This is a genomic window from Micromonospora psammae (assembly GCF_036902725.1).
Classification (GTDB): Bacteria; Actinomycetota; Actinomycetes; order Mycobacteriales; family Micromonosporaceae; genus Micromonospora.
The window spans coordinates 479,988-505,699 of the sequence record NZ_JBAKHM010000001.1; the positions used below are offsets into that span (position 1 = coordinate 479,988).

At 74.2% G+C, this 25,712-nt stretch carries 26 protein-coding genes and 2 pseudogenes; 23 read left to right on the forward strand and 5 right to left on the reverse strand.

The genetic code is table 11. From position 1 onward, the window contains the following. Positions 1 to 115 precede the first annotated feature (115 nt). The 9 genes from V6U79_RS02235 (at position 116) to V6U79_RS02275 (ending at position 10,914) form a co-directional block, all read left to right on the forward strand. Positions 116 to 1,513 (forward strand): ammonium transporter, encoded by a 1,398-nt coding sequence (locus V6U79_RS02235; protein WP_334522893.1) that lies wholly within the window; start codon positions 116 to 118, stop codon positions 1,511 to 1,513. A gap of 25 nt (positions 1,514 to 1,538) precedes the next feature. Then, positions 1,539 to 1,877 carry a P-II family nitrogen regulator gene (locus tag V6U79_RS02240; RefSeq protein ID WP_170285500.1) on the forward strand — a complete coding sequence of 113 codons (339 nt, stop codon included), beginning with the start codon at positions 1,539 to 1,541 and terminating at the stop codon, positions 1,875 to 1,877. Between the two features lie 13 nt (positions 1,878 to 1,890). Then, positions 1,891 to 4,299 carry a [protein-PII] uridylyltransferase gene (locus V6U79_RS02245; protein ID WP_334613284.1) on the forward strand — a complete coding sequence of 803 codons (2,409 nt, stop codon included), beginning with the start codon at positions 1,891 to 1,893 and terminating at the stop codon, positions 4,297 to 4,299. Positions 4,300 to 4,396: 97 nt separating this feature from the next. Next, the gene (locus V6U79_RS02250; protein ID WP_334522899.1) at positions 4,397 to 5,299 is read left to right on the forward strand and encodes an ABC transporter ATP-binding protein; all 903 of its coding nucleotides are present in this window, start codon (positions 4,397 to 4,399) and stop codon (positions 5,297 to 5,299) included. Next, complete coding sequence (locus V6U79_RS02255; RefSeq protein WP_334613285.1) at positions 5,289 to 6,110, forward strand: ABC transporter permease; 822 nt, start codon at positions 5,289 to 5,291, stop codon at positions 6,108 to 6,110. Before V6U79_RS02250 ends, V6U79_RS02255 begins: the two co-directional genes overlap by 11 nt. 19 nt (positions 6,111 to 6,129) lie before the next feature. Then, positions 6,130 to 7,254, forward strand: a complete 1,125-nt coding sequence (locus tag V6U79_RS02260; protein ID WP_334613286.1) for a sensor histidine kinase — start codon at positions 6,130 to 6,132, stop codon at positions 7,252 to 7,254. Then, positions 7,251 to 7,904 (forward strand): response regulator transcription factor, encoded by a 654-nt coding sequence (locus V6U79_RS02265; protein ID WP_334613288.1) that lies wholly within the window; start codon positions 7,251 to 7,253, stop codon positions 7,902 to 7,904. The genes V6U79_RS02260 and V6U79_RS02265 overlap by 4 nt, the downstream gene beginning before the upstream one ends. Positions 7,905 to 8,149: 245 nt before the next feature. After that, positions 8,150 to 9,706, forward strand: a complete 1,557-nt coding sequence (ffh, locus tag V6U79_RS02270; RefSeq protein ID WP_334613290.1) for a signal recognition particle protein — start codon at positions 8,150 to 8,152, stop codon at positions 9,704 to 9,706. Between the two features lie 128 nt (positions 9,707 to 9,834). Next, positions 9,835 to 10,914 carry an amidohydrolase family protein gene (locus V6U79_RS02275; RefSeq protein ID WP_334522913.1) on the forward strand — a complete coding sequence of 360 codons (1,080 nt, stop codon included), beginning with the start codon at positions 9,835 to 9,837 and terminating at the stop codon, positions 10,912 to 10,914. Between the two features lie 191 nt (positions 10,915 to 11,105). Here the strand turns inward: V6U79_RS02275 and V6U79_RS02280 are convergent, their stop codons facing one another. Next, positions 11,106 to 11,702, reverse strand: a complete 597-nt coding sequence (locus tag V6U79_RS02280) for a TetR/AcrR family transcriptional regulator (protein WP_334613292.1) — start codon at positions 11,700 to 11,702, stop codon at positions 11,106 to 11,108. 172 nt (positions 11,703 to 11,874) lie between these two features. Here V6U79_RS02280 and proS point away from each other — a divergent pair, with 172 nt between their 5' ends. The 12 genes from proS (at position 11,875) to V6U79_RS02340 (ending at position 20,204) form a co-directional block, all read left to right on the forward strand. Further along, positions 11,875 to 13,281 carry a proline--tRNA ligase gene (gene proS / locus V6U79_RS02285; protein ID WP_334613293.1) on the forward strand — a complete coding sequence of 469 codons (1,407 nt, stop codon included), beginning with the start codon at positions 11,875 to 11,877 and terminating at the stop codon, positions 13,279 to 13,281. 66 nt (positions 13,282 to 13,347) lie between these two features. Continuing rightward, a complete protein-coding gene (locus V6U79_RS02290; RefSeq protein ID WP_334522922.1) occupies positions 13,348 to 13,995 on the forward strand; it encodes a ribonuclease FAU-1 family protein in 648 nt (215 codons plus the stop codon). Between the two features lie 275 nt (positions 13,996 to 14,270). Then, positions 14,271 to 14,735: a 30S ribosomal protein S16 gene (rpsP, locus tag V6U79_RS02295; RefSeq protein ID WP_334613294.1), complete on the forward strand. Its 465-nt coding sequence runs from the start codon at positions 14,271 to 14,273 to the stop codon at positions 14,733 to 14,735. Further along, the gene (locus V6U79_RS02300) at positions 14,710 to 14,970 is read left to right on the forward strand and encodes an RNA-binding protein (RefSeq protein WP_172862164.1); all 261 of its coding nucleotides are present in this window, start codon (positions 14,710 to 14,712) and stop codon (positions 14,968 to 14,970) included. Before rpsP ends, V6U79_RS02300 begins: the two co-directional genes overlap by 26 nt. Before the next feature lie 2 nt (positions 14,971 to 14,972). Further along, positions 14,973 to 15,527, forward strand: coding sequence for a ribosome maturation factor RimM (rimM, locus tag V6U79_RS02305; RefSeq protein WP_334523023.1), 555 nt, complete (start codon positions 14,973 to 14,975; stop codon positions 15,525 to 15,527). Positions 15,528 to 15,544: 17 nt separating this feature from the next. Next, positions 15,545 to 16,333: a tRNA (guanosine(37)-N1)-methyltransferase TrmD gene (trmD, locus tag V6U79_RS02310; RefSeq protein WP_334522928.1), complete on the forward strand. Its 789-nt coding sequence runs from the start codon at positions 15,545 to 15,547 to the stop codon at positions 16,331 to 16,333. A gap of 144 nt (positions 16,334 to 16,477) precedes the next feature. Next, positions 16,478 to 16,834, forward strand: coding sequence for a 50S ribosomal protein L19 (gene rplS, locus V6U79_RS02315; protein ID WP_030335223.1), 357 nt, complete (start codon positions 16,478 to 16,480; stop codon positions 16,832 to 16,834). 193 nt (positions 16,835 to 17,027) lie between these two features. Then, a complete protein-coding gene (gene lepB / locus V6U79_RS02320; RefSeq protein WP_334613295.1) occupies positions 17,028 to 17,912 on the forward strand; it encodes a signal peptidase I in 885 nt (294 codons plus the stop codon). Beyond that, on the forward strand, positions 17,909 to 18,541 hold the full coding sequence (gene lepB, locus V6U79_RS02325; protein WP_334522933.1) for a signal peptidase I: 633 nt from the start codon (positions 17,909 to 17,911) through the stop codon (positions 18,539 to 18,541). The genes lepB (V6U79_RS02320) and lepB (V6U79_RS02325) overlap by 4 nt, the downstream gene beginning before the upstream one ends. Before the next feature lie 57 nt (positions 18,542 to 18,598). Continuing rightward, on the forward strand, positions 18,599 to 19,078 hold the full coding sequence (locus tag V6U79_RS02330; protein WP_334613297.1) for an NUDIX hydrolase: 480 nt from the start codon (positions 18,599 to 18,601) through the stop codon (positions 19,076 to 19,078). Further along, positions 19,072 to 19,884 carry a ribonuclease HII gene (locus tag V6U79_RS02335; protein WP_334522939.1) on the forward strand — a complete coding sequence of 271 codons (813 nt, stop codon included), beginning with the start codon at positions 19,072 to 19,074 and terminating at the stop codon, positions 19,882 to 19,884. Before V6U79_RS02330 ends, V6U79_RS02335 begins: the two co-directional genes overlap by 7 nt. Beyond that, the gene (locus tag V6U79_RS02340; protein WP_007075222.1) at positions 19,881 to 20,204 is read left to right on the forward strand and encodes a DUF2469 domain-containing protein; all 324 of its coding nucleotides are present in this window, start codon (positions 19,881 to 19,883) and stop codon (positions 20,202 to 20,204) included. Before V6U79_RS02335 ends, V6U79_RS02340 begins: the two co-directional genes overlap by 4 nt. A 66-nt stretch (positions 20,205 to 20,270) precedes the next feature. Here V6U79_RS02340 and V6U79_RS02345 read toward each other — a convergent pair whose 3' ends face one another. Continuing rightward, on the reverse strand, positions 20,271 to 21,377 hold the full coding sequence (locus V6U79_RS02345; RefSeq protein ID WP_334613298.1) for a sulfite oxidase: 1,107 nt from the start codon (positions 21,375 to 21,377) through the stop codon (positions 20,271 to 20,273). Between the two features lie 196 nt (positions 21,378 to 21,573). On the opposite strand from V6U79_RS02345, the pseudogene V6U79_RS02350 reads away from it, so the two are divergent. Next, positions 21,574 to 22,146, forward strand: a pseudogene (locus V6U79_RS02350) (murein hydrolase activator EnvC family protein); the annotation flags it as partial. 72 nt (positions 22,147 to 22,218) lie between these two features. Here the strand turns inward: V6U79_RS02350 and V6U79_RS02355 are convergent. The 3 genes and pseudogenes from V6U79_RS02355 to V6U79_RS29735 form a co-directional block, all read right to left on the reverse strand. Further along, complete coding sequence (locus tag V6U79_RS02355) at positions 22,219 to 23,400, reverse strand: aminotransferase class V-fold PLP-dependent enzyme (RefSeq protein ID WP_334522945.1); 1,182 nt, start codon at positions 23,398 to 23,400, stop codon at positions 22,219 to 22,221. Positions 23,401 to 23,463: 63 nt separating this feature from the next. Then, complete coding sequence (locus V6U79_RS02360; RefSeq protein ID WP_442933739.1) at positions 23,464 to 24,396, reverse strand: tyrosine-type recombinase/integrase; 933 nt, start codon at positions 24,394 to 24,396, stop codon at positions 23,464 to 23,466. A 3-nt stretch (positions 24,397 to 24,399) separates the two neighbouring features. Then, positions 24,400 to 24,603: pseudogene (locus tag V6U79_RS29735) on the reverse strand (site-specific integrase); the annotation flags it as partial. Positions 24,604 to 25,043: 440 nt separating this feature from the next. On the opposite strand from V6U79_RS29735, the gene V6U79_RS02365 reads away from it, so the two are divergent. Then, entirely contained in the window at positions 25,044 to 25,385 is a 342-nt protein-coding gene (locus tag V6U79_RS02365; RefSeq protein WP_334522948.1) for a hypothetical protein, read from the forward strand. The last annotated feature ends 327 nt before the right edge of the window (positions 25,386 to 25,712 follow it).

Sequence of the window (25,712 nt, forward strand, 5' to 3'; positions counted from 1 at the left end):
CGAGGGGTGTCGGTGAAGGAAACAGCCGGAGGCGAGAGTTCCCGCCAACCGGCTGACGGGCGATGCTGCCAGGTACCAGTCGGATGGGAGGACTTCCACACCGAGAGGAGGCAGCGTGGAGATCAACACCGGCAACACCGCCTGGTTGCTCCTGTCGTCTGCGCTCGTGCTGCTCATGACGCCGGGTCTGGCCCTGTTCTACGGCGGGCTGAACCGGTCCAAGGGCGTACTCAACATGATGATGATGAGCTTCTCCGCGATCGGGCTCATCTCCGTTCTCTGGGTCATCTACGGCTTCACCCTCGCGTTCGGCACCAACGACGACGCGGGCGTCAACAACGTGATCGGCAGCTTCACCCAGTACCTCGGCACCGAGACCGACTTCATCGGCGAGGAGTGGCTCTTCCTCGGCGCGGGGACGGGCATCCCGACCTACGTCTTCATGGCCTTCCAGATGATGTTCGCCATCATCACGGTCGCCCTGATCAGCGGCGCGGTATCCGACCGCTTGAAGTTCTCCGGCTGGCTGCTCTTCGCCTTCGCCTGGTTCACCCTGGTCTACGTCCCGGTCGCGCACTGGGTCTGGGGCGGCGGCTTCATCGGCGCCAAGATCAAGGCGCTGGACTTCGCCGGTGGCACCGCGGTCCACATCAACGCCGGCGCCGCCGCGCTCGCCCTGGTGCTGGTCCTCGGCAAGCGGCTCGGCTGGCCGCGGGAGAGCTTCAAGCCGCACAACGTGCCGCTGGTCGCGCTCGGCGCCGGTCTGCTCTGGTTCGGCTGGTTCGGCTTCAACGCCGGCTCGGAACTGACCGTGGACGGCACCACCGCGGTCGCCTTCGTCAACACCCAGGTCGCCACCGCCGCCGGCCTGGTCGGCTGGATCATCGTGGAGTGGCTGCGCAGCGGGAGGCCGACCCTGGTCGGCGCCTCCTCCGGCGCGGTCGCCGGTCTGGTCGCCATCACCCCGGCCTGCGGCTTCATCGCCCCGCTGCCGGCGGTGCTGCTCGGCCTGGTCGCCGGCGCGGTCTGCGCGGTGGCGGTCGGCCTCAAGTACAAGCTCGGCTTCGACGACTCGCTCGACGTGGTCGGCGTGCACTTCGTCGCCGGCTGGATCGGCTCGCTCGCCATCGGCTTCTTCGCCACCCTTCAGGTCAACTCGGCGATCGAGGGGCTGGGCGGCAGCGAGGGCCTGTTCTACGGCGGCGGGTTCACCCAGCTCGGCCGGCAGGCGCTGGCCAGCGGCATCGTCTCGGTCTACTCCTTCGGGGTGGCCCTGGTGATCGCGCTGGCCGTCAAGGCGCTGATCGGCCTGCGCTCCGACGCCGACGACGAGGTCGCCGGCATCGACGTGGCCGAGCACGCGGAGAGCGCGTACGACCTGTCGCCGACCACCGGCAGCGCCGGCAGCGGGGCGTTCGCGATGGCCGGGCTGGCCCCGGGCGCCGGGAAGCCGGCCCCGGACGACGCGGCCGCGCCGGCCACCGCGCCGGTGGACGAGAAGGTCGCCGGTTAACGTTCCTGGGATGGAGGGGTTGGACATGAAGCTGGTGACCGCGGTCATCAAGCCGTACCAGCTGGACGCGGTGAAGGAGGCCCTGCACGCCCTCGGCGTGGCCGGCCTGACCGTCAGCGAGGTCCAGGGGTACGGGCGGCAGAAGGGGCACACCGAGGTCTACCGGGGTGCCGAGTACACGGTCGAGTTCCTGCCCAAGATCCGGGTGGAGGTGCTCACCGACGAGATGGACGTCGACAAGATCGTGGACGCGATCGTGGCGGCGGCCCGGACCGGGAAGATCGGCGACGGCAAGGTGTGGGTGACCGGCGTCGAGGAGGTCGTCCGGGTCCGCACCGGCGAACGCGGCCTCGACGCCCTGTAGGGAGGCCACCCCGATGACCTCGTTGATCAAGAAGAACGCGTCAGGGAACACCGGTGACGACGACGCGAACCTCTTGGTCAACGGGGTCGTCGGCGTTCCCGGGGGCGTGGGGGAGGCGGCGCGGGAGGCGCGGGCCGCCGCGTTCGACCGATGGCTGGCCCGGCTGGTGCCCGAGCGGCCGGGGGTCGCCCTGGTGGCGGTCGGCGGGCTGGGGCGGCGGCAGTGCGCCCCGTACGGCGACCTCGACCTGGTGCTGCTGCACGCCGGCGTGCCCGGCATCGACGAGCTGGCGGCGTCGCTGTGGTACCCGATCTGGGACGCCGGGCTGCGACTGGACCACTCCGTCCGCACCCTCGCCGAGGCGCTCTCGGTGGCCCAGGACGACGTCAAGGTCGCCCTCGCCCTGCTCGACGCCCGCTTCCTCGCCGGTGACCGGGCGCTCGCCGACACCCTCACCCGGACCGCCACCGACCACTGGCGGCGTACCGCCGTCCGCCAGCTGCCCGCCCTGCGGGAGATCACCGGCGCCCGCTGGCGCACCCACGGCGAGCTGGCCTTCCTGCTCGAGGGCGACCTCAAGGAGGCCGCCGGCGGGCTGCGCGACGTGGGCATCCTGCGGGCCATCGCCACCGCCGGCGTCACCGACGCGCTGCGACCCGCCGTCCGCGCCGCCCACCGGCGCCTGCTCGACACCCGCGACGCGCTGCACCGGCAGGTCGGCCGCCGGGTCGACCGGCTGGTCGCCCAGGAACGCGCCGGGGTGGCCGCGCTGCTCGGCCTGCGGCAACCGGGGGAGCCCGACCGCACGCCGCGACCGCCGGCCGGCGACGACGGCGACGCCGACGCGCTGCACGTCGACCACGGCGACGGCGACGCGCTGCTGCGCCGGGTCGCCGGTGACGCCCGCACGGTCAGCCACGCCCTCGACGACGCCTGGCGCGCCGCCGACCGGCTGCGCTCCGGCCGCCGCCGGGGCGCCGACGGCCGCCCGCAGCGCCGCCCGGTCGCCCGGGACGTCGTCGAGCACGACGGTGAGCTGGTGCTCGCCCGCACCGCCATCGGCGCCCGCCCCGACCCGAGCCTGTCGCTGCGGGTGGCCGCCGCGGCGGCCACCACCCGGCTGCCGATCGCCCGGGCCACCTGCGAGTGGCTCGCCGCCTACTGCCCGCCGCTGCCCGCGCCCTGGCCGCCGGCCGCCCGCGCCGCGCTGGTCACCCTCCTCGGCGCCGGTCCCGGCCTGGTGCCCGCGTGGGAGACCTGCGACCGGTACGGGCTGATCGACGGCTGGCTGCCCGAGTGGACCCGGCTGCGCAGCCTGCCCCAGCACAACCCGGTGCACCGGTTCACCCTCGACCGGCACCTGGTGCAGACCGCGTACGAGGCGAGCCGGCACACCCGCGACGTGGACCGCCCCGACCTGCTGCTGCTCGGCGCGTTCCTGCACGACATCGGCAAGGGGCTGCCCGGCGGAGGTGCCGCCGGGCGGGCCGGCCGGCACGAGCCCGCCGGCACCTCCGCGGACCACAGCACCGTCGGCGCGCCGCTGGCCGAGGCGATGGCCACCCGGATCGGCCTGCCCGCCCCCGAGGCGGCGCTGATCGGCACGCTGGTGCGGCTGCACCTGCTCCTGCCCGACGTGGCCACCCGCCGCGACCTCGCCGACCCGGTGACCATCGCCGGCGTGGCCGAGCGGGTCGGCGACACCGCCACCCTGGACCTGCTGCACGCCCTGGTCCGGGCCGACGCGGCGGCGACCGGGCCGGCCGCCTGGTCGGACTGGAAGGGGCGGCTCGTCGCCGAACTGGTCGCCCGGGTGCGTACCGCGCTGGACACCGGGGCCCTGCCCGCGCCCCCCGCCCCGGACCCGGCGCTGGTGGCGGGGCCGCTGCCGGTCGTACACCTGACCGGGGACCGGGTGTCGGTGGCCGCGGCGGACCGGCGTGGCCTGCTCGCGACGGTCGCCGGGTGTCTGGCCCTGCACCGGCTGGAGGTGCTCTCCGCGGATGCCGCTACGGTCGACGGCCGGGCCCTGGTCCAGTGTCGGGTGCAGCCGCGCTACGGGCTCGCGCCCGACCCGATCGCGCTCGGCGCCGACCTGCGCCGCGCCGTCAACGGCGACGTCTCGGTGACCCAGCGGCTGCGCGGCCGGGCCCTCGCCGCGCGCGGGGAGGGCGCCGCCCCGAGGGTGGTGTGGCACCGTGAGGCGGCCACCGACGCGGTGCTGCTGGAGCTGCGCGCCGCCGACGCGGCCGGGCTGCTGTACCGGGTCACCTGCGCCCTCGACGAGGCCGGCGCGCAGGTCCGGGCGGCCCGGATCTCCACCCTCGGCGCCGACGTGGTGGACGCCTTCTACCTCGTCGGCGGCTGGCCCGGCGACGCCGAACGGACCCGCCTGGAAGCGGCCGTCCTCGCCGCCGTGTAGGGGCCCCTTCCGGGCACCCGGCCTACGTCCGGCGACGTAGGGGAAGGGTCGCCTGCGGGGCGACGCGCAGCGGGCCGGCGGGCGGCACGCTCAGGGCATGAACCTGCCAGTGCAGACCCAAGGGCTCACCAAACGGTACGGCGGGCTGACCGCCGTGCGGGACCTCGACCTGGCCGTCCGGGCCGGCGAGGTGTACGGCTTCCTCGGCCCGAACGGCGCCGGCAAGACCACCACCCTGCGCATGCTCCTGGGGCTGGTCCGCCCCACCGCCGGCACGGTACGGCTGCTCGGCCGGCCACCCGCCGCCGGAGGGCTCGGCGGGGTCGGCGCGCTGATCGAGGGACCGGCCTTCTACCCCTACCTCTCCGGCCGGGACAACCTGCGGGTGCTGGCCCGCTACGCCGGCGTCGGTCCGGAGCGGGTGGCCCTGGTGCTGGACCTGGTCGATCTGACCGACCGGGCCGGCGACCGGTACGCCGGCTACTCGTTGGGCATGAAGCAGCGCCTCGGCGTGGCCGCCGCCCTGCTCAAGGACCCCCGCCTGCTGATCCTGGACGAGCCGACCAACGGCCTCGACCCGGCCGGCATGGCGGACATGCGCACGCTGCTCCGTCGGCTCGGCGCCGGCGGCTGCACCGTCCTGGTCTCAAGCCACCTGCTCGGCGAGGTCGAGCAGGTCTGCGACCGGGTCGGAGTGATCTCCCGGGGGCGGCTGATCGCCGAGGGGAGCGTCGCCGAGCTGCGCGGGGCCACCGGCCTGCGGGTGCTCGCCGAGCCGCTCGACACGGCCGCCGCCCGGGCCGGGGAGCTGGTCGGGGCGGAGCGGGTACGGGTGGTCGACGGCGGGCTGGAGCTGACCGTGGAGCCGGAGCGGGCCGCCTGGCTCAACGCGGAGCTGGTCGGCGCCGGCGTGGCGGTCCGCGAGCTGCGACCCCGCGAGCGGGACCTGGAGCAGGTGTTCTTCGACCTCATCGAGAAGGGAACGGCCGATGTCGCGTAGCTTCCGGGCCGAACTGGCCAAACTCGTCCGAAGGCCGGCGTCCTGGCTGCTGCTGGCCATCACGCTGGTGCTCTCTCTGATCTTCACCTACGTCTTCCCGTACGCGAGCATCGCCGGCGGGACCGCCGGTCCGAACACCGACCGGACCCTGCCGATGCTGCTCCCGGACCACCTGGTCGGGAACTCGCTCGGCGGTCTGCCGGTCTTCCTCGGCGCGATCATGCTGATCCTCGGCGTGCTCACCGTCGGCGGCGAGTACGGCTGGGGCACCTGGAAGACCGTCCTGTCCCAGGGCCCCTCCCGGCAGGAGGTGTACGCCGGCAAGCTGCTCGCCCTGGCCGCCGCCGCGTTGGTCGTGGTGCTCTCCGTCTTCGCCGTCGGCGCGGTGGCAGCCGCGCTGATCGCCGTCGCCGAGTCGCAGCCGGCGTCCTGGCCCGGCGCGGGGGACCTGCTCACCGGGATCGGCGCGGGGTGGCTGATCGCGACGATGTGGGCGATGCTCGGTGCCGTGCTCGCCGTCGCGCTGCGCGCGGTCGCCCTGCCCGTCGGGCTGGGCCTGGTGTGGCTGCTCGCGGTGCAGAACCTGCTCGCCGCGATCGCCGCGCCCCTGCTGGACTGGGTGGCGCAGATGCAGAAGGGCCTGCCCGGCCCGAACGCGGGTTCGCTGGCTGCGGCGCTCGGCGCGGCCGGGGACACCCCCGGTGTCGCGACGGTCGTCGGCGGCGGGCAGGCGGCCCTCGTCGTCGCGGCCTACCTGGTCGCCTTCGCGGCCCTGGGCGGGCTGCTGCTGCAGCGCCGGGACATCGACTAGGCGGGCGGGGAGGGGACGGGTGGACCGGAACCGCGGTACCGGGTGGGGCGACGGGCTCCTGGACGCCGTGGTCGCCCTGGTGCTGCTCGGCATCGGACTGGTCGGCACCGGAGCGGCCGGCGCCGAGCAGGGGGTCGGCACCGGGGCGGCGACGTACCCGTTGGTGGTGGTGGCCGCGCTGGCGCTGGCGGTGCGCCGGCGCTGGCCGCTGGCGACCCTCGCCGTGACCACCGCGGCCAGCACGGCGTATCTGGTGCTCGGGTACCCGTACGGGCCGATCCTGCTGTCGCTCTTCGTGGCGGTCTACACGGTCGCCGCGTACCTGCCGCTGCGGAGCGCGGTGGTGGCCGGCGGGGTGGCCCTCGCCGCGCTGCTGGTGCACGTGCTGGTCGGGGTACGCCCGCCCGGGGTGCTCGGCGCCATGCCGGCCGCCGCCTGGGTGGTGGTCCCGTTCGCGGTCGGCACCACGGTCCGGCTCGCCCGGGAGGCCGCGGCCCGCGGCCGGGTCGACGAGGCCCGCCGGCTGGCCGACGCCGAGCGGCTGCGGGTGGCCCGGGAGGTGCACGACGTGGTCGGGCACGGCCTCGCCGCGATCCACCTGCAGGCGGAGGTCGCCCTGCACCTGCTGGCGAGGAAGCCCGAGCAGGCCGAGGCGGCGCTGACCGCCATCAGCCGCACCAGCAAGGAGGCGCTGGACGAGCTGCGGGTGACGCTCACCGTGGTCCGGCGGGACGAGGCGGTCGACGAGCGGGCGCCGACGCCGGGGCTGGCCCAGCTGCCCCAGCTGCGCGACCGACTGGCCGGCGCGGGGGTGCCCGTCACCGTGGAGGTCACCGGGGAGCCCCGGGTCCTGCCGGTCGCCGTCGACCTGGCCGCGTACCGGGTGGTGCAGGAGTCGTTGACCAACGTGCTGCGGCACGCCGGACCGGCCACCGCCGCGGTCCGGCTGCACCACGCGCCGACCGGCGTGGAGGTGGAGGTGACCGACACCGGCCGGGGGGCCGTGAGCGGCCCGGGAGGCGGTCTCGGCCTGGCCGGCATGCGGGAACGGGTGACCGCGTTGGGCGGCACGTTCAGCGCCGGCCCCGGACCCGGCGGCGGGTTCCGGGTGGCGGCGACCCTGCCCGTGGAGGAGGCTCAGTGATCACCGTGGTGCTCGCCGACGACCAGGCCCTGGTCCGGATCGGGCTGCGCGCCCTCGTCGAGAGCGAGGACGACCTGGCCGTGGTGGGGGAGGCCGCCGACGGGCTCGACGCGGTCGCGCTGACCCGGCGGGAACGCCCCGACGTGGTGCTGATGGACGTCCGGATGCCCGGCGTCGACGGCATCGAGGCGACCCGCCGGATCGTCGCCGACCCGGACCTGGCCGGCACCCGGGTGGTCGTGCTGACCACCTTCGAACTGGACGAGTACGTCTTCGACGCACTCCGGTACGGCGCCAGCGGCTTCCTTACCAAGGACACCCGGCCGGCCGAGCTGCTGCGGGCGATCCGGCTGGTCGCCGAGGGGGAGGCGCTGCTGTCGCCGTCGGTGACTCGGCGCGTGGTCCGGGAGTTCGCCACCCGGCCGGCCCGGGTGCCTCGACCCCACCCCCGTCTCGGCGCGCTCACCGACCGGGAGCGGGAGGTGGTGGCGCTGGTCGGGGAGGGGCTGAGCAACGCCGAGATCGCCGACCGGCTGGTGGTCAGCCCGGCCACCGCGCGTACCCACGTGAGCCGCTCCATGGTCAAGCTGGGCGCGCGGGACCGGGCCCAGCTGGTGGTCTTCGCCTACCAGTCGGGGCTGGTCTCGTGACTGCCCGGCGGCGGTGGCCGGTCCGGGTGGCCCTCTTCGGACGTCCGGTGGTGGGGCCCGTGACGCTGCTGCGGGCGGAGATCCCGGGCGGCCGGCGGTCCTGAGCGGGACGGGCGGCTCGACGGCGGCGTCGGGCCCGGGCCGGCTCGGAGCGGGGGTACGGACGGCGGGCTACCCTAGCGGTGGTCGGATCTGTTCGCCCGGCCGCCTGTGCCCGCCGGAACACTGACAAACGGGATGTTCGTGTGTTTGACACCTTGAGTGACCGCCTGTCCGGGATCTTCACCAAGCTCCGCGGCAAGGGGCGGCTCACCGACGCCGACATCGACGCCACCGCGCGCGAGATCCGCATGGCGTTGCTGGAGGCGGACGTCGCGCTGCCCGTGGTCAAGGGCTTCATCGCCAACCTCAAGGAGCGGGCCCGCGGCGCGGAGGTCTCCGAGGCGCTCAACCCGGCCCAGCAGATCATCAAGATCGTCAACGACGAGCTGGTCAACGTGCTCGGCGGCGAGGGGCGGCGGCTCCAGTTCGCCAAGCAGGCGCCGACCGTGATCATGCTGGCCGGCCTCCAGGGTTCCGGTAAGACCACCCTCGCCGGCAAGCTGGCCCGCTGGCTCAAGGCCCAGGGCCACCAGCCGCTGCTGGTCGCCGCCGACCTCCAGCGCCCCAACGCCGTCGGGCAGCTCCAGGTGCTCGGTGGCCGCGCCGGCGTCGAGGTGTACGCCCCGGAGCCCGGCAACGGCACGGGCGACCCGGTGCAGGTCGCGCGCGACTCCATCGAGCACGCCCGGCGCGCCGCCCGGGACATCGTCATCGTCGACACCGCCGGCCGGCTGGGCATCGACGCCGAGATGATGCAGCAGGCCGCCGACATCCGCGACGCGGTCGACCCGGACGAGGTCATCTTCGTCATCGACGCGATGGTCGGCCAGGACGCGGTCCGCACCGCGGAGGCGTTCCGCGACGGCGTCGGCATCACCGGTGTGGTCCTCTCCAAGCTCGACGGCGACGCCCGCGGTGGCGCCGCGCTGTCGGTCCGGGAGGTCACCGGCCAGCCGATCCTCTTCGCCTCCACCGGCGAGAAGCTGGAGGACTTCGACGTCTTCCACCCCGACCGGATGGCCAGCCGGATCCTCGGCATGGGCGACGTCCTCACTCTGATCGAGCAGGCCGAGGCGGCCTTCGACTCCGATCAGAAGGAGAAGATGACCGCCAAGCTGATGGGCGGCGAGCAGTTCACCCTGGAGGACTTCCTCGACCAGCTCATCGCGGTCCGGCGGATGGGCCCGATCGCCAACGTGCTGGCCATGATGCCGGGCATGGGGCAGATGAAGGACCAGCTCGCCGAGCTGGACGACAAGCACTTCGACCGGGTCACCGCGATCATCCGGTCGATGACCCCGGCCGAGCGCACCAACCCGAAGATCATCAACGGCTCCCGCCGGGCCCGGATCGCCAACGGCTCCGGGGTCACCGTGATGGACGTCAACCAGCTGCTCAACCGCTTCACCGACGCGCAGAAGATGATGAAGCAGATGGGCGGCATGATGGGCCTGCCCGGTGCCGGGCGGCGCAAGGCCACCAAGTCGCCGAAGAACAAGCGCAAGGGCACCAAGGGCGGCGGCCGGCCGCGTACCGGGGCGGGCGCCGGGATGCCGGGCGGCTTCCCCGGCGGCATGCCGCAGCTCCCGCCAGGCATGGACCCGGGCGACCTGGCCGGCGGCCAGGGTCTGCCGCCGGGCTTCAAGCTCCCGAAGATCGACTTCAACAAGCTGGGCAAGGGCGACCAGCGGCCCCGCTGACCGCCCCTCAGCCACGCCGTTTGCGGCCAGTCGCGGTGTCCCCGCTGGTGGATGCCCCGACATGCCGCAAACGGTGAGCGTCCGGCCCTCCCGCGCGGCGGGAGGAATGATCCGGTAGGACTGTGCACATGGCTCTGCATGTGCGCGGTGTGCTCCTGCCCGACGACGAGGTCCGGGACCTGTGGCTGGTCGGCGACCGGGTCACCTTCGACCCGGTGCCCGGCGCCGAGACCGTCGTCGACGGCGGGTTCGTCCTGCCCGGCCTGACCGACGCGCACTGCCACATCGGCATCGCCCGGGGCGGCGCCCCGATCACCTCCCTGGACCAGGCCCGCGAGCTGGCCCGGACCGACCGGGACGCCGGGGTCCTCGCCATCCGCGACGCCGGCTCCCCGTACCCCTATCCCGAGCTGGACGACGAGCCGGACCTGCCCCGGCTCGCCCGCGCCGGGCGGCACGTCGCCCCGCCGAAGCGCTACCTGCGCGACATCGGCGTCGAGGTCGGGCCGGCGGAGGTCGCCGCCACCGTGGCCGAGCAGGCGGCGGCCGGCAACGGCTGGGTCAAGCTGGTCGGGGACTGGATCGACCGCGGCGTGGGCGACCTCGCGCCGGCCTGGGACGCCGACACCATGACGGCGGCCGTGGCCGCCGCGCACGCCGCCGGGGTACGCGCCGCGGTGCACACCTTCAGCGAGTCCGCCGTGGAGATCATGGTGCGGGCCGGGGTGGACTCGGTGGAGCACGGCACCGGCCTCAGCCTCGACCTGGTCGACCTGATGGCCCGGCAGGGGACCGCGCTGGTCCCCACGATGATCAACATCCGGACGTTCGGTGGGATCGCCGAGCAGGCGCGGGCGAAGTTCCCCGGCTACGCCGACCACATGCTCGCCCTCCGCGACCGCTTCCCCGAGGTGGTCCGGGCGGCGTACGAGGCGGGGGTGCCGATCTACGTCGGCACCGACGCCGGGGGCGGCATCGACCACGGGCTGGCCGCCGAGGAGATGCTGCTGCTGCACGAGCAGGCCGGCATGTCGGCGGTGGACGTCCTCGCCGCCGCCTCCTGGGGCGCCCGGGACTGGCTCGGCTTCCCCGGCCTGGTCGAGGGCGGTCTCGCCGACCTCACCGTGTACCCGGAGGACCCCCGCGCCGACCTGCGCGTGGTCCGCACCCCCTCCCGCATCGTCCTGCGCGGCCGCGTGCTCCGCTGACCCCGCCCCGCGCGGCCCGACGTGCCTCGCGGCCCGACGTGCCTCGCGGCCCGGGGTGCCCTGCGGCCGCAAGATCGCGCTCGATCCTGGATGTAGTGGCCTGCGTCGCGTCTGGATGCCACTACATCCAGGAAGTAGCACGATCTTGGCGTGCGGCGTGCGGCGTGCGGCGTGGGGCGTGTGAGGCGTGGTCAGCGGGCCGGGGTGGTGGCCTGGAGGAAGAGGTGCAGGGCCAGGTCCGCGAGGGCGCGGGCGGTCTGGTCGACCGGGGCCTGGGGGAGCACGATGTGGCTCACCACCAGGCGGACTATGGAGTCCGCCGCGAACGCCAGGGCGACCGGGTCGGTGCCGGGAAGGATGCCGTCGGCCCATTCCAGCAGCGCGCCGGAGGCCTCGGTCAGGACCAGGTCGGCGCGGGTGGTCAGGTACGGCAGCAGCTCGTCCGAGCCGCCCCGGGCGCTGGTCAGGATCGCCTTGATCAGCGGGTTGTCCGCCGCCGCGGTGAGGGTGTGCCGGATGGCCGCGTACGCCCCGGCGCGGACGTCGGCGCCGTGCTCGCCCAGCGCCGCGCGTACGTCGCCGACGAACCGGTCCACCTCGCGGCGGGCGAGGGCCTCGGCCAGCCCGGCCTTGCTGCCGAACTCGTTGTAGACGGTCTGCCGGCTCACCCCGGCGGCGGTGGCCACCGCGCCCATCCGTACGCCGTCCCAGCCGCGTGCGACGGTCAGCGCTCGGGCGGCGTCGACGATGCCGTCCCGCACCGGACTGCTGTCCCTGTGCTCAACCATGGTGGTCGAAGTCTAGGTCGGTGGCACCACCGCCCTGCCACCAGCCGGGCGCCGGTTGTGCTCCGGCGGCGGGTCCCTCCGTACCCGGATCGAGGGTCGCCATGACGGCGGATGCTCGGAATGCCGCGCCCGATCGCGCTGTCCCCACCGGCGGCGCATAGGATGTGCGGTCATGGCACGCGTGCTCACTCCCCGTGCGGAGGACTTCCCCCGCTGGTACCAGGACCTGATCGCCAAGGCGAAGCTGGCCGACAACGGCCCGGTCCGCGGCACCATGGTCATCCGACCGGCCGGCTACGCCATCTGGGAGCGGATGCAGGCCGAGATGGACGCCCGGATCAAGGCGGCCGGGGCGGAGAACGCGTACTTCCCGCTCTTCATCCCGGAGAGCTACCTCAAGCGCGAGGCCGAGCACGTCGAAGGCTTCTCGCCGGAGCTCGCCGTCGTCACGCACGGTGGTGGCAAGCAGCTCGCCGAGCCGGTGGTGGTGCGTCCCACCAGCGAGACGGTGATCGGCGAGTTCATGGCCAAGTGGATCGACTCGTACCGGGACCTGCCGCTGCTGCTCAACCAGTGGGCCAACGTGGTCCGCTGGGAGCTGCGCCCGCGGATCTTCCTGCGGACCAGCGAGTTCCTCTGGCAGGAGGGGCACACCGCGCACGCCACCCGCGAGGACGCGCGGGCCTACGCCCGGCGGATCCTGCACGAGGCGTACGAGGACTTGATGGTCAACGTGCTCGGCATCCCGGTGGTGGTCGGTCTGAAGACCGCCCGGGAGCGCTTCGCCGGCGCGACCGCCACCTACACCTGCGAAGGCATGATGGGCGACGGCAAGGCGCTCCAGCTGGGCACCAGCCACGAGCTGGGGCAGAACTTCGCCAAGGCGTTCGACATCAGCTACTCCTCCGCCGAGGGCGGGCGGGAGCACGCCTGGACGACCTCCTGGGGCACCTCGACCCGGATGCTCGGCGGCCTGATCATGGCCCACGGCGACGACAACGGGCTGCGGGTGCCGCCGCGGGTGGCGCCGGTCCAGGCGTACGTGATGATCGTCAAGGACGGCGAGGGCGTCGGCGAGGCGGCGGCCAAGCTCCGCGACGGCCTGCGCGACGCCGGTGTCCGGGTCGCGCTCGACGACCGGACCGACACCGCGTTCGGCCGCCGGGCCGTCGACGCCGAGCTGCGCGGCTATCCGGTACGCGTCGAGGTCGGCCCGCGCGACCTGGCCGCCGGCAACGCGGTGGTGGTCCGGCGGACGGACGGCTCGAAGTCCCCCACCCCGGTGGCGGACGTGGTCGGCGCGGTGCTGGCCGCGCTGGAGACCGACCAGCAGGCCCTGCACGACCAGGCCCTGGCGCACCGGCAGTCCCGCACGGTCGAGGTGTCGACCCTGGCCGAGGCGATCGAGGCGGCGGCGACCGGCTGGGCCCGGGTGCCGTGGTCGGCGGTCGGCGTCCAGGGCGAGGCGGAGGCGAACGGCCAGGGCGTCACCGTGCGCTGCCTGCTCCGCGCCGACGGCTCCGTGCCGGACTCCGAGGACGAGCCCGACCTGGTCGCCATCCTCGCCCGCGCCTACTGACGCGGGGAAGGGCCCTTCCTGCCACCTCCGGTGGGGGAGGGCCCGTTGACAGGCGGGGGTGGTGAGGTGCGCTTCGAACCGGGTCGGTTGATCATGCACCGGAACGTGCGGCACGGCCGGATCGGCTGGGTCCGCCCGGGTCGGGTGGTCAGCGACGACGAGCGTGGGCTGCTGATCTGGATCGCCCGGGACTCGCCGGTGGCGCACGAGGTCACCGAGGCCGGGTTGGGCATGCGGGCGATGCCGTTCGCCGAGTGGATCACCTCGTCGTACCGGCTGGCCCGGGGCCGGTGGAACGGTCCGCCGCTGCTGAAGTTCCTGCCCACCGGCGCGGCCCACTCGGTCTGGTGGTTCCGCGACGCGGAGGGTCGCTTCGTGAACTGGTACGTCAACCTGGAGGAGCCGGGCGTCCGGTGGGACGACGGCCCGGTGGCCGGGGTGGACGTGGTGGACCAGGACCTCGACGTGGTCGTCCACCCGGACCTGAGCTGGCAGTGGAAGGACGAGGAGGAGTTCGCCGAGCGGCTGGCCTTCCCCGACGACTACTGGGTGACCGACGCCGCGGCGGTACGCGCCGAGGGGGAGCGGGTGATCGGCCTGGCCGAGGCGGGGAAGTTCCCGTTCGACGGCACCTGGTGCGACTTCGCCCCGCCGCCGGACTGGCAGGTCCCGGACGGCCTCCCCGCCGGCTGGGACCGTCCGCCGGTCCGCTGAGCCCGCACCCGGCCGCCTCCCCGTCGACCGGAGAAGCGAGTGACGTCCGTCACGTGGGGACGCCGCGCGGGGCGGCGTGACCGTCCGGTGTGAGAGATCGGTGGGCCATCTGGCAGAATGGTTGGCTGGTATCCGGCGTGTGTCCGGCGCCCTCTAACCCGGGCACGTCGCCAGTCCACCGAGCAGTCTCCGGCACAACCCCACTGTGCCGGTCGGCGCTCACCCGTGCACCGCCCGTACCGGGCCGGTGAGATCGCAACAGGAGCGAAACAACTGTGGCCGTAAAGATCCGGCTCCTGCGGATGGGCAAGATCCGCAACCCGCAGTACCGCATCGTCGTCGCCGACTCGCGCACCAAGCGTGACGGTCGCGCGATCGAGTTCGTGGGCGTGTACCAGCCGAAGGAGGACCCTTCGGTGATCGAGGTCAAGTCGGAGCGGGTCCAGTACTGGCTCTCCGTCGGCGCGCAGCCGAGCGAGGCGGTGCAGCGTCTGCTGGAGCTGACCGGCGACTGGCAGAAGTACAAGGGCCTGCCGGCCCCGCCGCCGCTGAAGGTCGCCCCCGAGCGGGCCGACCGCAAGGCGGCGTACGAGGCCGAGGCGAAGGCCGCCGCCGGCCTGGCCCCGGAGACCCCGGCCAAGCCGGCCAAGAAGGCCGCCAAGGCCGAGACCGAGGCGCCGAAGACCGAGGCTCCGGCCGAGGCCCCGGCCGCTGCTGCCGACGCCGGTGAGCAGGCCTGACATGCCACTGCGTCCCGCGCTGGAGCACCTGGTCAAGGGCATCGTCGACCACCCGGACGACGTCCGGGTCCGGATGGTCGATTCCCGTCGGGGCAAGCGGCTCGAGGTCCGCGTGCACCCCGAGGACCTCGGCACGGTGATCGGGCGGTCCGGCCGGACCGCCAAGGCGCTGCGCCAGGTGATCGGCTCCATCGGTGGACGCGGCGTACGCGTCGACATCGTCGACTCGTACTGATGCTGCTCATCGTCGGCAGGATCGGCAAACCGCACGGGATCCGCGGTGAGGTCACCGTGGAGGTGCGGACCGACGAGCCCGAGGCGCGGTTCGCCCCCGGCACGGTCCTAGGGACCGAGCCGGGGGCGACGCCCCCCGCCAACCCGGCCGCCGGTCCGGGCGTGCCCTTCCGCGTCCCCGAGGAACTGGTGATCGAGTCCGCCCGCTGGCACCAGGGGCGGATGCTGGTGGCCTTCGAGGGCATCCTGGAGCGGGACGTCGCCGAGGCGCTGCGCGGCACCCTGCTCACGGTGGACAGCGCCGACGTGGCACCGCCGGAGGACCCGGAGGAGTTCCACGACCACCAGCTGGTCGGGCTGGCCGTGGTCACCCCCTCCGGCGAGCGGCTGGGCGAGGTGGCCCGGATCGACCACGCGCCCTCGTCGGACCTGCTGGTGCTGCGCCGCCCCGAGGGGCGTACTGCGCTGATCCCCTTCGTCAAGGCGATCGTTCCCGAGGTGGACCTCGCCGGCGGTCGCGTCGTGGTCGACCCACCGGCCGGTCTGCTCGACCTCTGACCCGGAGCGACCCCCTCATGCGCGTCGACATCGTGTCGATCTTCCCCGAGTACTTCGTCCCGCTCGACCTGTCGCTGATCGGTCGGGCCCGGGAGAACGGGACGATCCGGCTGGCCGTACACGATCTGCGGAGCTGGACCCACGACGTGCACCGCACGGTCGACGACACGCCCTACGGCGGCGGACCCGGCATGGTGATGCGGCCGGAGCCGTGGGGCGAGGCGCTCGACGCCCTCGCCCCCGACGAGTTGAGCCCGGACGGCCACACCCTGCCCCGGCTGCTGGTCCCCTCGCCGGCCGGCGTCCCCTTCACCCAGGCGATGGCGTACGAGTTGGCCGCGGAGTCGCACCTGCTCTTCGCCTGCGGCCGCTACGAGGGCATCGACCAGCGGGTGCTGGACCACGCCGCGACCCGGATGCGGGTCACCGAGGTCTCCCTCGGTGACTACGTGCTCTTCGGCGGCGAGGTCGCGGTGCTGGTGATCCTGGAGGCGGTCACCCGGCTGCTGCCCGGGGTGCTCGGCAACGCCGGCTCGCTGGACGAGGAGTCGCACGCGCACGGCCTGCTGGAGGCCCCGATGTACACCAAGCCGGCGAACTGGCGCGGGCACGAGGTGCCGGAGGTGCTCCGCTCCGGTGACCACGGCCGGATCGCGCGGTGGCGCCGGGACGAGGCGCTGGCCCGCACCGCCGGCCGCCGGCCGGACATGATCGCCGCGCTGCCCCCGGAGAGCCTGGACAAACGGGACGTCGCCGCGTTGGGCCGGGCCGGATTTCAGCTGCCGCCGGGGGATGTGGCAAAGTAGAGGGGTTGCCGCATCCGCCCGCGCCCGCGGGTGGCTGCGAGGATCCCCGACCGGGGGTCGGCCCGCCGACCACCATCCGGGGATCAGAATCACCCATCCGCGCACCGATTGACGGTGCGCCGTGAGCCTCACGAGGACGCAGCGATGAACATCCTGGACGCCCTTGACGCCCAGTCGAAGCGGACCGACCTTCCCGACTTCCGTGCCGGTGACACCGTCAAGGTGCACGCGCGGGTCGTCGAGGGCAACCGGTCCCGTGTCCAGATCTTCCAGGGCGTCGTCATCCGCCGCCAGGGTGACGGTCTGCGCGAGACCTTCTCGGTCCGCAAGGTCAGCTTCGGTGTCGGCGTCGAGCGGACCTACCCGCTCAACGGCCCGGGCATCGACCGCATCGAGGTCGTGACCCGCGGTGACGTGCGTCGCGCCAAGCTCTACTACCTGCGTGAGCTGCGCGGCAAGAAGGCCAAGATCAAGGAGAAGCGGGAGAAGCAGCCCAGCTGACTTCCCGCTCGCCACGCCGCCTGAGCTGCGCGGATGTCGTATCGACCGGATCGCATTACCCTGGTCGTTACGGGCGCAGCAGGGCAGCGACGCCGCGACGGCAGTCGACGGCGATGCGAATGTCCACTACCGCCCGTGGAGCCTCGACGAGGCTCCCGGGCGGTAGTGTCGTTTCTGCGGACCGGGGAGTGGCGTGGTGCAGGTGCTTGACGAGGACGGCACAGTCGATCCGTGGCGTCGTCGGGTCCGGCGTGGCCGTCGGCAGATGCCCCTCTGGCAGGAGCTGCCGCTGCTCCTCGTCGTCGCCTTCTGTCTCGCGGTGCTGATCCGCACCTTCCTGCTCCAGGCCTTCTTCATCCCCTCCGGCTCGATGGAGGACACCCTCCTCATCGGCGACCGGGTGCTGGTCAACAAGGTCGTCTACGACGTGCGGGACCCGGTGCGCGGTGAGGTGGTGGTCTTCCGGGGCACCGACCGGTGGGTCGCCCAGGAGAGCCCGGCGCCGCCGGCCGGCATCGTCGGCCGGACGAGCCGGACCCTGGGAGACCTGGTCGGGGTCAGCCGGCCCGGCGAGAAGGACTTCATCAAGCGGGTGATCGGGGTCCCCGGTGACCGGGTCAGGTGCTGCGACGACCAGGGGCGCGTCCTGGTCAACGGCATCCCCCTGGACGAGCCGTACGTGGTCCGCGACTCGCCGCTGGAGGTGCCACCGAACCCGAAGGAGTGCCGGTCCCGGCGCTTCGAGGAGGTGGTCGTGCCGTCCGGCCAGATCTTCGTGATGGGCGACCACCGGCTGGTCTCGCAGGACGCCCGCTGCCAGGGCCCGGTGCCGATCGACAACGTGGTCGGGCGGGCCTTCATGGTGGTGTGGCCCTCCTCGCGGTGGGCCCCGCTGTCGGTCCCGGAGACCTTCGCCCAGCTCTCCCGTCCCGCCGTGGCCTCCGCCACCCCGTCAGCCCCGCCCGCGCCCGCCCCGGTGGGCGGTGTCGCCCTCGTCCTGCCGGTCACGACGCTGATCACCGTTGTCGCGCGTTCCGGACGGTCGGTCCGGGCCCGGCAACGTAGGCTCCTCCCGTGATTGACGAGCAGACCGACAAGCCGCGCAGCTCCTTCTGGAAGGAACTGCCGATCCTCCTCGGCGTGGCGATCCTGGTGGCGGTGCTGGTTCGCGCCTTCGTGCTGCAGACCTTCTTCATCCCGTCCCCGTCGATGGAGAACACCCTCATGATCGACGATCGGGTGCTGGTCAACAAGCTGGTGTACGACTTCCGCTCGCCGCACCGCGGCGAGGTGGTGGTGTTCAAGGCGCCGACCGAGTGGAGCGGCAACCCGGACGGCGAGGACTTCATCAAGCGGGTGATCGGTGTCGGCGGCGACCACGTGGTCTGCTGCGACGCGGACCGGCTGGTGATCAACGGCAAGCCGCTCGACGAGCCGTACCTCTTCTCCGCGGACGGCCAGCGGGACAAGCCGGCCGACCAGGAGTTCGACATCACCGTGCCGCCCGGACGCCTCTGGGTGATGGGTGACCACCGCTCCGCCTCCGGCGACTCGCTGGAGCACTGGCAGCAGTCCGGCCGCGACATCGACAACGCCACCATCCCCGAGGACCAGGTGGTGGGGCGGGCCTTCACCGTCTTCTGGCCGGTCGACCGGGCCACCTGGCTCAGCGTCCCGGAGCAGTTCGACGACATCCCCAACCCGTGACGTACGAGGGCGGCCCGGGCGTGGTCGTTCGTCGCCCCCGTCTGGCAGGCTGGGGCGGTGACCGTCTACACCCCTCGCCGTGCGGCCCGCGTGCTGCTCGTCGACGCGGCCGGCCGGGTGCTGCTCTTCGACGGCACCGACCCGGCCCGCCCCGACCACCGGTACTGGCTCACCCCGGGTGGCGGCCTCGACCCGGGGGAGACCCCGGCCCAGGGCGCCGCCCGTGAACTGGCCGAGGAGACCGGGCTCCGGCTCGACCCGGCCGCGCTCGGCGAACCGGTCTGGTCCGAGACGATCGAGTTCACCTTCGACGGCGTGGGGTACCGGCAGGAACAGCAGTTCTTCCTGGTGCGGGTGCCCGCCTGGGAGGTGGACACCGCCGGCTTCACCGACCTCGAACGGGCCAGCGTCTCCGGTCACCGCTGGTGGTCGCCGGAGGAGTTGGCGGCCAGCGGCGACCGGTACTACCCGGCGGAGCTGCCCGCGGTGCTGACCCGGGCCCTCGCCGACGCCACCGCCGGGCAGGCGTCGTGCTGACGCCCCCGCGCACGGTGGTGCGCCGCGACGGTGGGCTGTACGCGCTGGAACGGGCCCTGCAACGGCGGGGCTTCCGGCACGTCGCCGGGGCCGACGAGGCCGGTCGGGGCGCCTGCGCAGGGCCGCTGGTCGCCGCCGCCGCCGTGCTGCCCGAGGGGCGGCGGGGCGAGATCGACGGGCTGGCCGACTCCAAGCTGCTCACCGCCGCCAGCCGGGAACGGGTGTACGCCGAGGTGGTCGACCGGGCGCTGGCGTACGCGGTGGTGGTCATCCCGGCCGAGGAGGTCGACGCCCGGGGGCTGCACGTGTGCAACCTGGCCGCGATGCGCCGGGCGCTGGCGTCGCTCACCACCCGGCCGGAGTACGTGCTGACCGACGGCTTCGGCGTGGACGGCCTGGACGTGCCGGGGCTGGCGGTGTGGAAGGGCGACCGGGTCGCCGCCTGCGTCGCCGCGGCGAGCGTGCTGGCCAAGGTCACCCGGGACCGGCTCATGGTGGAGCTGGACGGCCGGTATCCGGGCTACGGCTTCGCCGAGCACAAGGGGTACATCACCCCGGAGCACACCGAGGCGCTGCGCGAGCGGGGACCGTGCCTGGAACACCGCTTCTCGTACGTGAACGTGGCGGCCGTCTCGGGCCGGGAGGGCACCCCGCCCCGGTCCCGGCGACCGGTCGGCGGGCCCGCCTGGAAGCCGATGGAGCGCTCGGGCGCGTCAGGGGGTACCGTCGGCGTGGCGTTGGGCGAGCAGCCTCGACCTCCGGCGCCAGTGGGGGAAGATGTGGTCATGGAAGGCGGAGTGCGATGAGCGCGGAAGATCTCGAGAAGTACGAGACCGAGATGGAGCTGCAGCTCTACCGGGAGTACCGCGACATTGTCCGCCAGTTCTCCTACGTGGTGGAGACGGAACGCCGCTTCTACCTGGCCAACCAGGTCGACCTGCACGTGCGCAACTCCGACGGCGAGGTCTACTTCGAGGTCGAGATGCACGACGCCTGGGTGTGGGACATGTACCGTCCTGCCCGGTTCGTCAAGAACGTCCGGGTGATGACGTTCAAGGACGTCAACGTCGAGGAGTTGGAGAAGCCGGACATCTCGCTGCCCGCCGACTCCGGCTTCGGCGGCTGACCGACCACCCTTCCCGTCCCGGCGGCGCCCCCACCCGCCGGTGGGCCCTCGACCGCGCCCGGAGGTTCACTCCGCGAGCACCACGACCTCGACCCGCTGGACCAGGTTGTTGGCGAAGCCGCCCCGGTTCCACGGCTGCTCCACCGGCTGGGTACGCCCCGACGCGTCGGTGGCCCGGGCCCCCAGCACGTACCACCCCGGCTCCGCCGTCCACTCGTACCGCCAGCGCCGCCAGGACCAGTCCCCGCCGTCCGCGCGGTCCAGAGTGGCCGGCGCCCAGCTGGCCCCACCGTCGGTGGTCACCTCCACCGAGGTCACCGGGGCGTGCCCGGACCAGGCCCGACCGTCCACCGTGCACGCTCCGGGCCGCAGCACCCGGGTCCGCGTCATGAAGTCCGGGAACCCGGGCGGGCGGACCAGGGCGCGCGGCTCGATCCGGGTCACCGGCACGCCGGGGTCGTCGGCGTCCCGCTTCAGCCGGTAGGCCACCGCGTTCTGGTACCCGTCGAACGCCTCGGTGAGCACCGTGATGCTCCGCAGCCACTTGACGTGGGCCATGCCGTACCAGCCCGGGACGATCAGCCGCAGCGGCGCGCCGTGCTGCGGCAGCAGGGGAGCGCCGTTCATCTCGTACGCCAGCAGCACCTCCTCGCGGAGCGCGTCGGCGACCGGCAGGGCCCGCTGGTAGTCCTGCTCGACGCCGCGCTCGACGCCGTGGTCGGCGCCGGTGAAGACCACGTCCAGCGCGCCCGGGGAGATACCCGCCTCCCGCAGCAGGGGCGCCAATGGCGTGCCGGTCCACTCGGCGTTGCCCACCGCCTCCACCAGCCAGGGCTGGCTGACCGGGCGGGGGCGTAGCAGCGCCCGGCCGTTGCCGGCGCACTCCAGCGTCACCCGCCGGGTCACCCGGGGACGCGTGCGCAGATCGTCCAGCCCGAGGACCATCGGCACCCGGACCGCCCCGTCGACGGTCAGCGTGTGGGTGGCCGGGTCGGTGTCCGGGATGTCGTAGTGGATGAGCAGGTAGTGCAGGCCGGCCGGGGTGACGTCGTAGCGCAGCGCTTCCAGCGGAATGCCGTGGTTGCGGGCGGCCAGTTGGAGCTCCTCGGCACTGATCGCCTCGTCCGGCCCGGCGACCCGCGACGGCCGGCTCACCTCGTCCACGCTGGTCATGACGCCTCCCGGTCCCCGCCTCGTCGCGGTGGTCGACGGGGCCGGCACCGACCTGCCGGACCGCCGTGGTGACAGCCTAGACAGTGACGCTTAGCAGATCGCCTCCGATGGCGGGCGTTTTCCACAGGCGCCCCCGCTGTCCACAGCGGAGAGCGCGGCGCTGGTCCAGGGGCACCGGCCCCGGCACGCTCCGGGCATGCGCACAGCATCGCGACAGGTGACGGCCGGGTGCGCCGTCGCCCTCGTCCTGGCCCCGGCGGTGGCGGTCGCCCTCGGAAACGCTGCCGAACCGGCCGTCGCCGCCACGCCACCGGCGACGGCGGTCGGCGTCGGCGCAGCGCCCGGGCCGGTGCCGAGGTTCCGCTGGCCGCTCGACGGCACACCCCGCCCGGTGCGCGGCTTCGACCCGCCGCCGCACCCCTGGCTGCCCGGCCACCGGGGGGTCGACCTGGCCGCGACGGCGGGGGCCACCGTCCGCGCGGCCGGACCCGGGTCGGTGCTCTTCGCGGGCCTGGTCGCCGGCCGCCCGGTGGTCACCGTCGGGCACGCCGCGGGCCTGCGGACCACCTACGAGCCGGTCCGACCCGGGGTACGCGCCGGCGACCCGGTCGTCGCGGGCACCCCGCTCGGCGACCTGCTGGCCGGCCATCCCGGCTGTGCCGCGTCGGCCTGCCTGCACTGGGGGCTGCGGCAGGGCGTCGACTACCTCGACCCGCTGGCGCTGCTCGGAGCCGGGCCGGTCCGGCTCCTGCCGGTGGAGGACCCGCCTCCCGGCCTGGGCCCCGGTCGTTCCGCCGGGTCGGTCGCCTGCCGGTGCGGGCGGCGCGGGAGGCCGTCCGGGTCAGCGCTGGGCGAGCAGCGTCGGCAGCCGCACCGCCAGCCGTTCGTACTCGTCGGGGGTGTTGTAGACCTGGCCGCAGAGCCGCAGCCAGCCGCGCCCGTCCCAGCTCATCACGGCCACCTCGGCGGCGAGCCGCTCGGCGATCCGGGTCCGCAGCGCCCGGGCGGCGTCCAGGGTGGTGGCGACGCCCGGTGGCAGCGGGACGATCCGCATGGCGACCGTCGGTCCGCCCGGGTGCGGCAGGTCGGCCGGCGCCACCCCGAGCGCGTCCCCCACCACCCGCTGCCCGTACGCGGCCAGCGCCGCGTTGTGCGCCCGCACCCGGTCGGCGCCCAGGCTGCGCAGCGTGTACAGCCCGAGGGGGGCGCTCAGCCAGCCCGTGTAGTCGAGGGTGGCCTGCCACTCGACGTTGCCCGGGAAACCGGCCTCCTGCTCCCACGAGACCACCAGCGGTTCGATCCGGTCCCGCCACGGCGGGGCCACCACCAGCACGGCGGTGCCGCGCGGCGCGTACCCCCACTTGTGCAGGTTGCCCACCCAGAAGTCCGCGCCGATGGCGCCCACCTCGACCGGCAGCATGCCGGGTACGTGCGCGGCGTCCACCAGCACCGGCACGCCCCGCTCGTGGGCCAGCCCGACGATCGCCGCCACCGGGAAGAGCCGGGCGGTGGCCGAGGTGAGCTGGTCCACGACGAGCAGCCGGGTCCGGCCCGGGCGCAGGCCGGTACGGACGATCTCGACGACCTCCTCGTCGGTGGCGTCCAGCGGCACCCGCAGGGTGCGGGAGACCGCGCCGGTGCGGCGGCACTCCCGCGCGATGCCGAAGCCCACCGCGCCGTACCCGTGGTCGGTGCTGAGCACCTCGTCGCCGGGGCGCAGGCCGAGCGACTGGAGGACCACCGCCACCCCGGTGGTGGCGTTGCCGACCAGGGCGGTGCCGTCCGGGTCGGCGCCGAGGAACGTGGCCAGGTGCCGCCGCGTGTGGGTGATCCGGTCGGCCAGCCCCTGGGTGAAGAAGCGCAGCGGGTTGGCCTCCATCTCGTCGCGCAACCGCTGCTGGGCCCGCTGCACGCCGATCGGCACCGCGCCGAACGAGCCGTGGTTGAGATGGCTGACCGACGGGTCCAGCGAGAAGAGCAGTCGGGCCCCGGGAATCGGCTCGGGCGGCCGGGCGACGGTCACCCGGTGATCGTATCCGCTGATGGATCATCGGCTGCCGGTTCACGCACCTGCGCGGTCGGTCGGTCAGGCGCGCGGATGGGCCTGTCGGTACGCGGCCCGCAGGCGCTCGACGGAGACGTGCGTGTAGATCTGGGTGCTGCCCAGCGACGAGTGACCCAGCAGCTCCTGCACGGCGCGCAGGTCCGCCCCGCCCTCCAGCAGGTGGGTGGCCGCCGAGTGGCGCAGCCCGTGCGGGCTGACCCGGGGCAGACCGAGGGACTCGGCGTACCCGGCGACGATCCGGCGGGCGGTGGTCGGGTTGAGCCGCCCGCCCCGGGCCCCGAGCAGTAGGGCGTCCCCGGAGCCGGGGGCGGCCAGCGCCGGGCGGCCCGACCGCAACCAGTCGTCGATGGCTCGCTGCGCCGGCACCCCGTACGGCACCGAGCGATCCCGGCCCCCCTTGCCGAGGACCCGGACCACCCGGCGCCCGTGGTCGACGTCGGCGACGTCCAGGCCACACGCCTCGCTGACCCGCACCCCGGTGCCGTAGAGCAGTTCGAGCAGCACCCGGTCGCGGAGCCGCACCGGATCATCGCCCGCGCCTCGGTCGGACACGACGCTCGGGATGCCCTCGGTGAACGGCGGTTCGCCGCCCGGACCGGCGATCGCCGCCCCGCGGTCGGCTGCGGCCGGCGGGTCGGCGGTGCTCCCGCCCACGGTGCCCGGGGCCGGCGGTGCTGCGGCGGTGGGCCCACCCGGGGCGGGCGGTGCTGCGGCGGTGCTCTCGCGGACGGTGCCCGGGGCCGGCGGTGCGTCGGTCCGGTGCGGTGCGCCGATCGTCGTCGCCGCCCGAACGGGGGCTTCGACCAGCGCGGCGGCCTGGTCGGCGCGGAGCACGGTGGGCAGCTCCCGGTGCGCCCGGGGGCTGGAGAGCGCCGCCGCGACGTCGACCGGCAGCAGCCCGGCCCGGTGCGCCCAGGCGCTGAACGTCCGCGCCGACGCGGCCCGACGCGCCAGCGACGTACGGGCCGCGCCGAGCGTCCGCTGCTTCGCCAGCCAGCTGCGCAGCACCGCCAGGTCCAGCGCGGCCGGTTCGGCGCAGCCCATCCGGACGGCGTGGTCGAGGAGCGAGACGAGGTCCGCCACGTAGGCCCGCACGGTGTGGGCGGAGCGGTTGCGGACCCGCGCCAGGTGGTCGGCGAAGTCGTCCACCGCCTCCCGCATGGCGGGCGGCAGCGCCTCGTGGGACACCCGGGTGGAGTGGCGCGCCGCCGTCACCGCGACCCCCGTACCCGCTGACCTTCGACCGGCATCCCCTCAGCGTAGGCGCGTGCCGCCGGGTGAGGGTTCCAGCGGCGTGCCGCTCCAGCCCGATTCGCGGCGTGTCGCGGTGTCTTGGGGGCGGGATACCGCGACACGCCGCGAACGGGGGGCTCACCGCAGCCGGCTCGCCGGTCGGTGGCCGCGTCGTGCACGGGCCGGCGCGCGCCGCCCGGTGGGCGCGGCGGCGCTGCCGGGGCGACTCGTCCGCGGCCGCTGACCAACGGGACAGTTCGACGCGCCGTCCATGCTGGTCAACGAGCGCGCGAGCGGTGAAAATGGACACGGGACGGGGTGTGCCGTCGCCGGTGCTCCGGCGCGCCGACGGGAGGAGGGGGCCGACCGTGGGGGTGGATGTGGTCCTCTACCGACAGGTGCGCGGCGGACCAGGTCGTGGCCGGCCGTCGGTCGTGGCCGCCCAGCTGGTGCCCGACCCCGACGACGTGCTGCTCGACCTGCTCGCGCGGGTCCGGGGCGGCGGGCGTACCCCCACGCTGGACCGGGTGGACCCGCTCGGCGAACTGCTGGTCGGCCCGGAGCAGGCCCCGCGGCTGCTGGCCGAGCTCGACTGCCTGGCCGAGATCGCCCGGACGCCCACCGAGGTGACGCAGGTGCAGCGGGTGGTGCGGCTCGTCCAGCGCTGCGCGCGCGAACGTGATCTGGAGATCCGCTTCGAGGGGGACTGACCACTGTGCTGACCTGGACGCCGCCGTCGGTCCGGCGCCCAGGGCCGGCGCAAGGGGCGCCGCCGTCGGCCGGGTGACCGTGACCGCTGGCCGGGACGGCCGCAGTCGTCCCGGCGACCGTGGCCGCGGACGGACGCCCGGGATGACCGCGCCTCGGCGGCGTTCTTCACCGGTAGGAGTTCACGCTCCTGTGCTTCGGGCCCCTTGATCGCCTCGCGGAGGCGCCCAGTGAGCACCGTACCGGTCACCCTGCACAACTGTGACCGCCCTGCGGCCGTTCGGCTGGAGGTGTACAGCGCCGCCAACGACACGCTGCGCGGCTCGCTC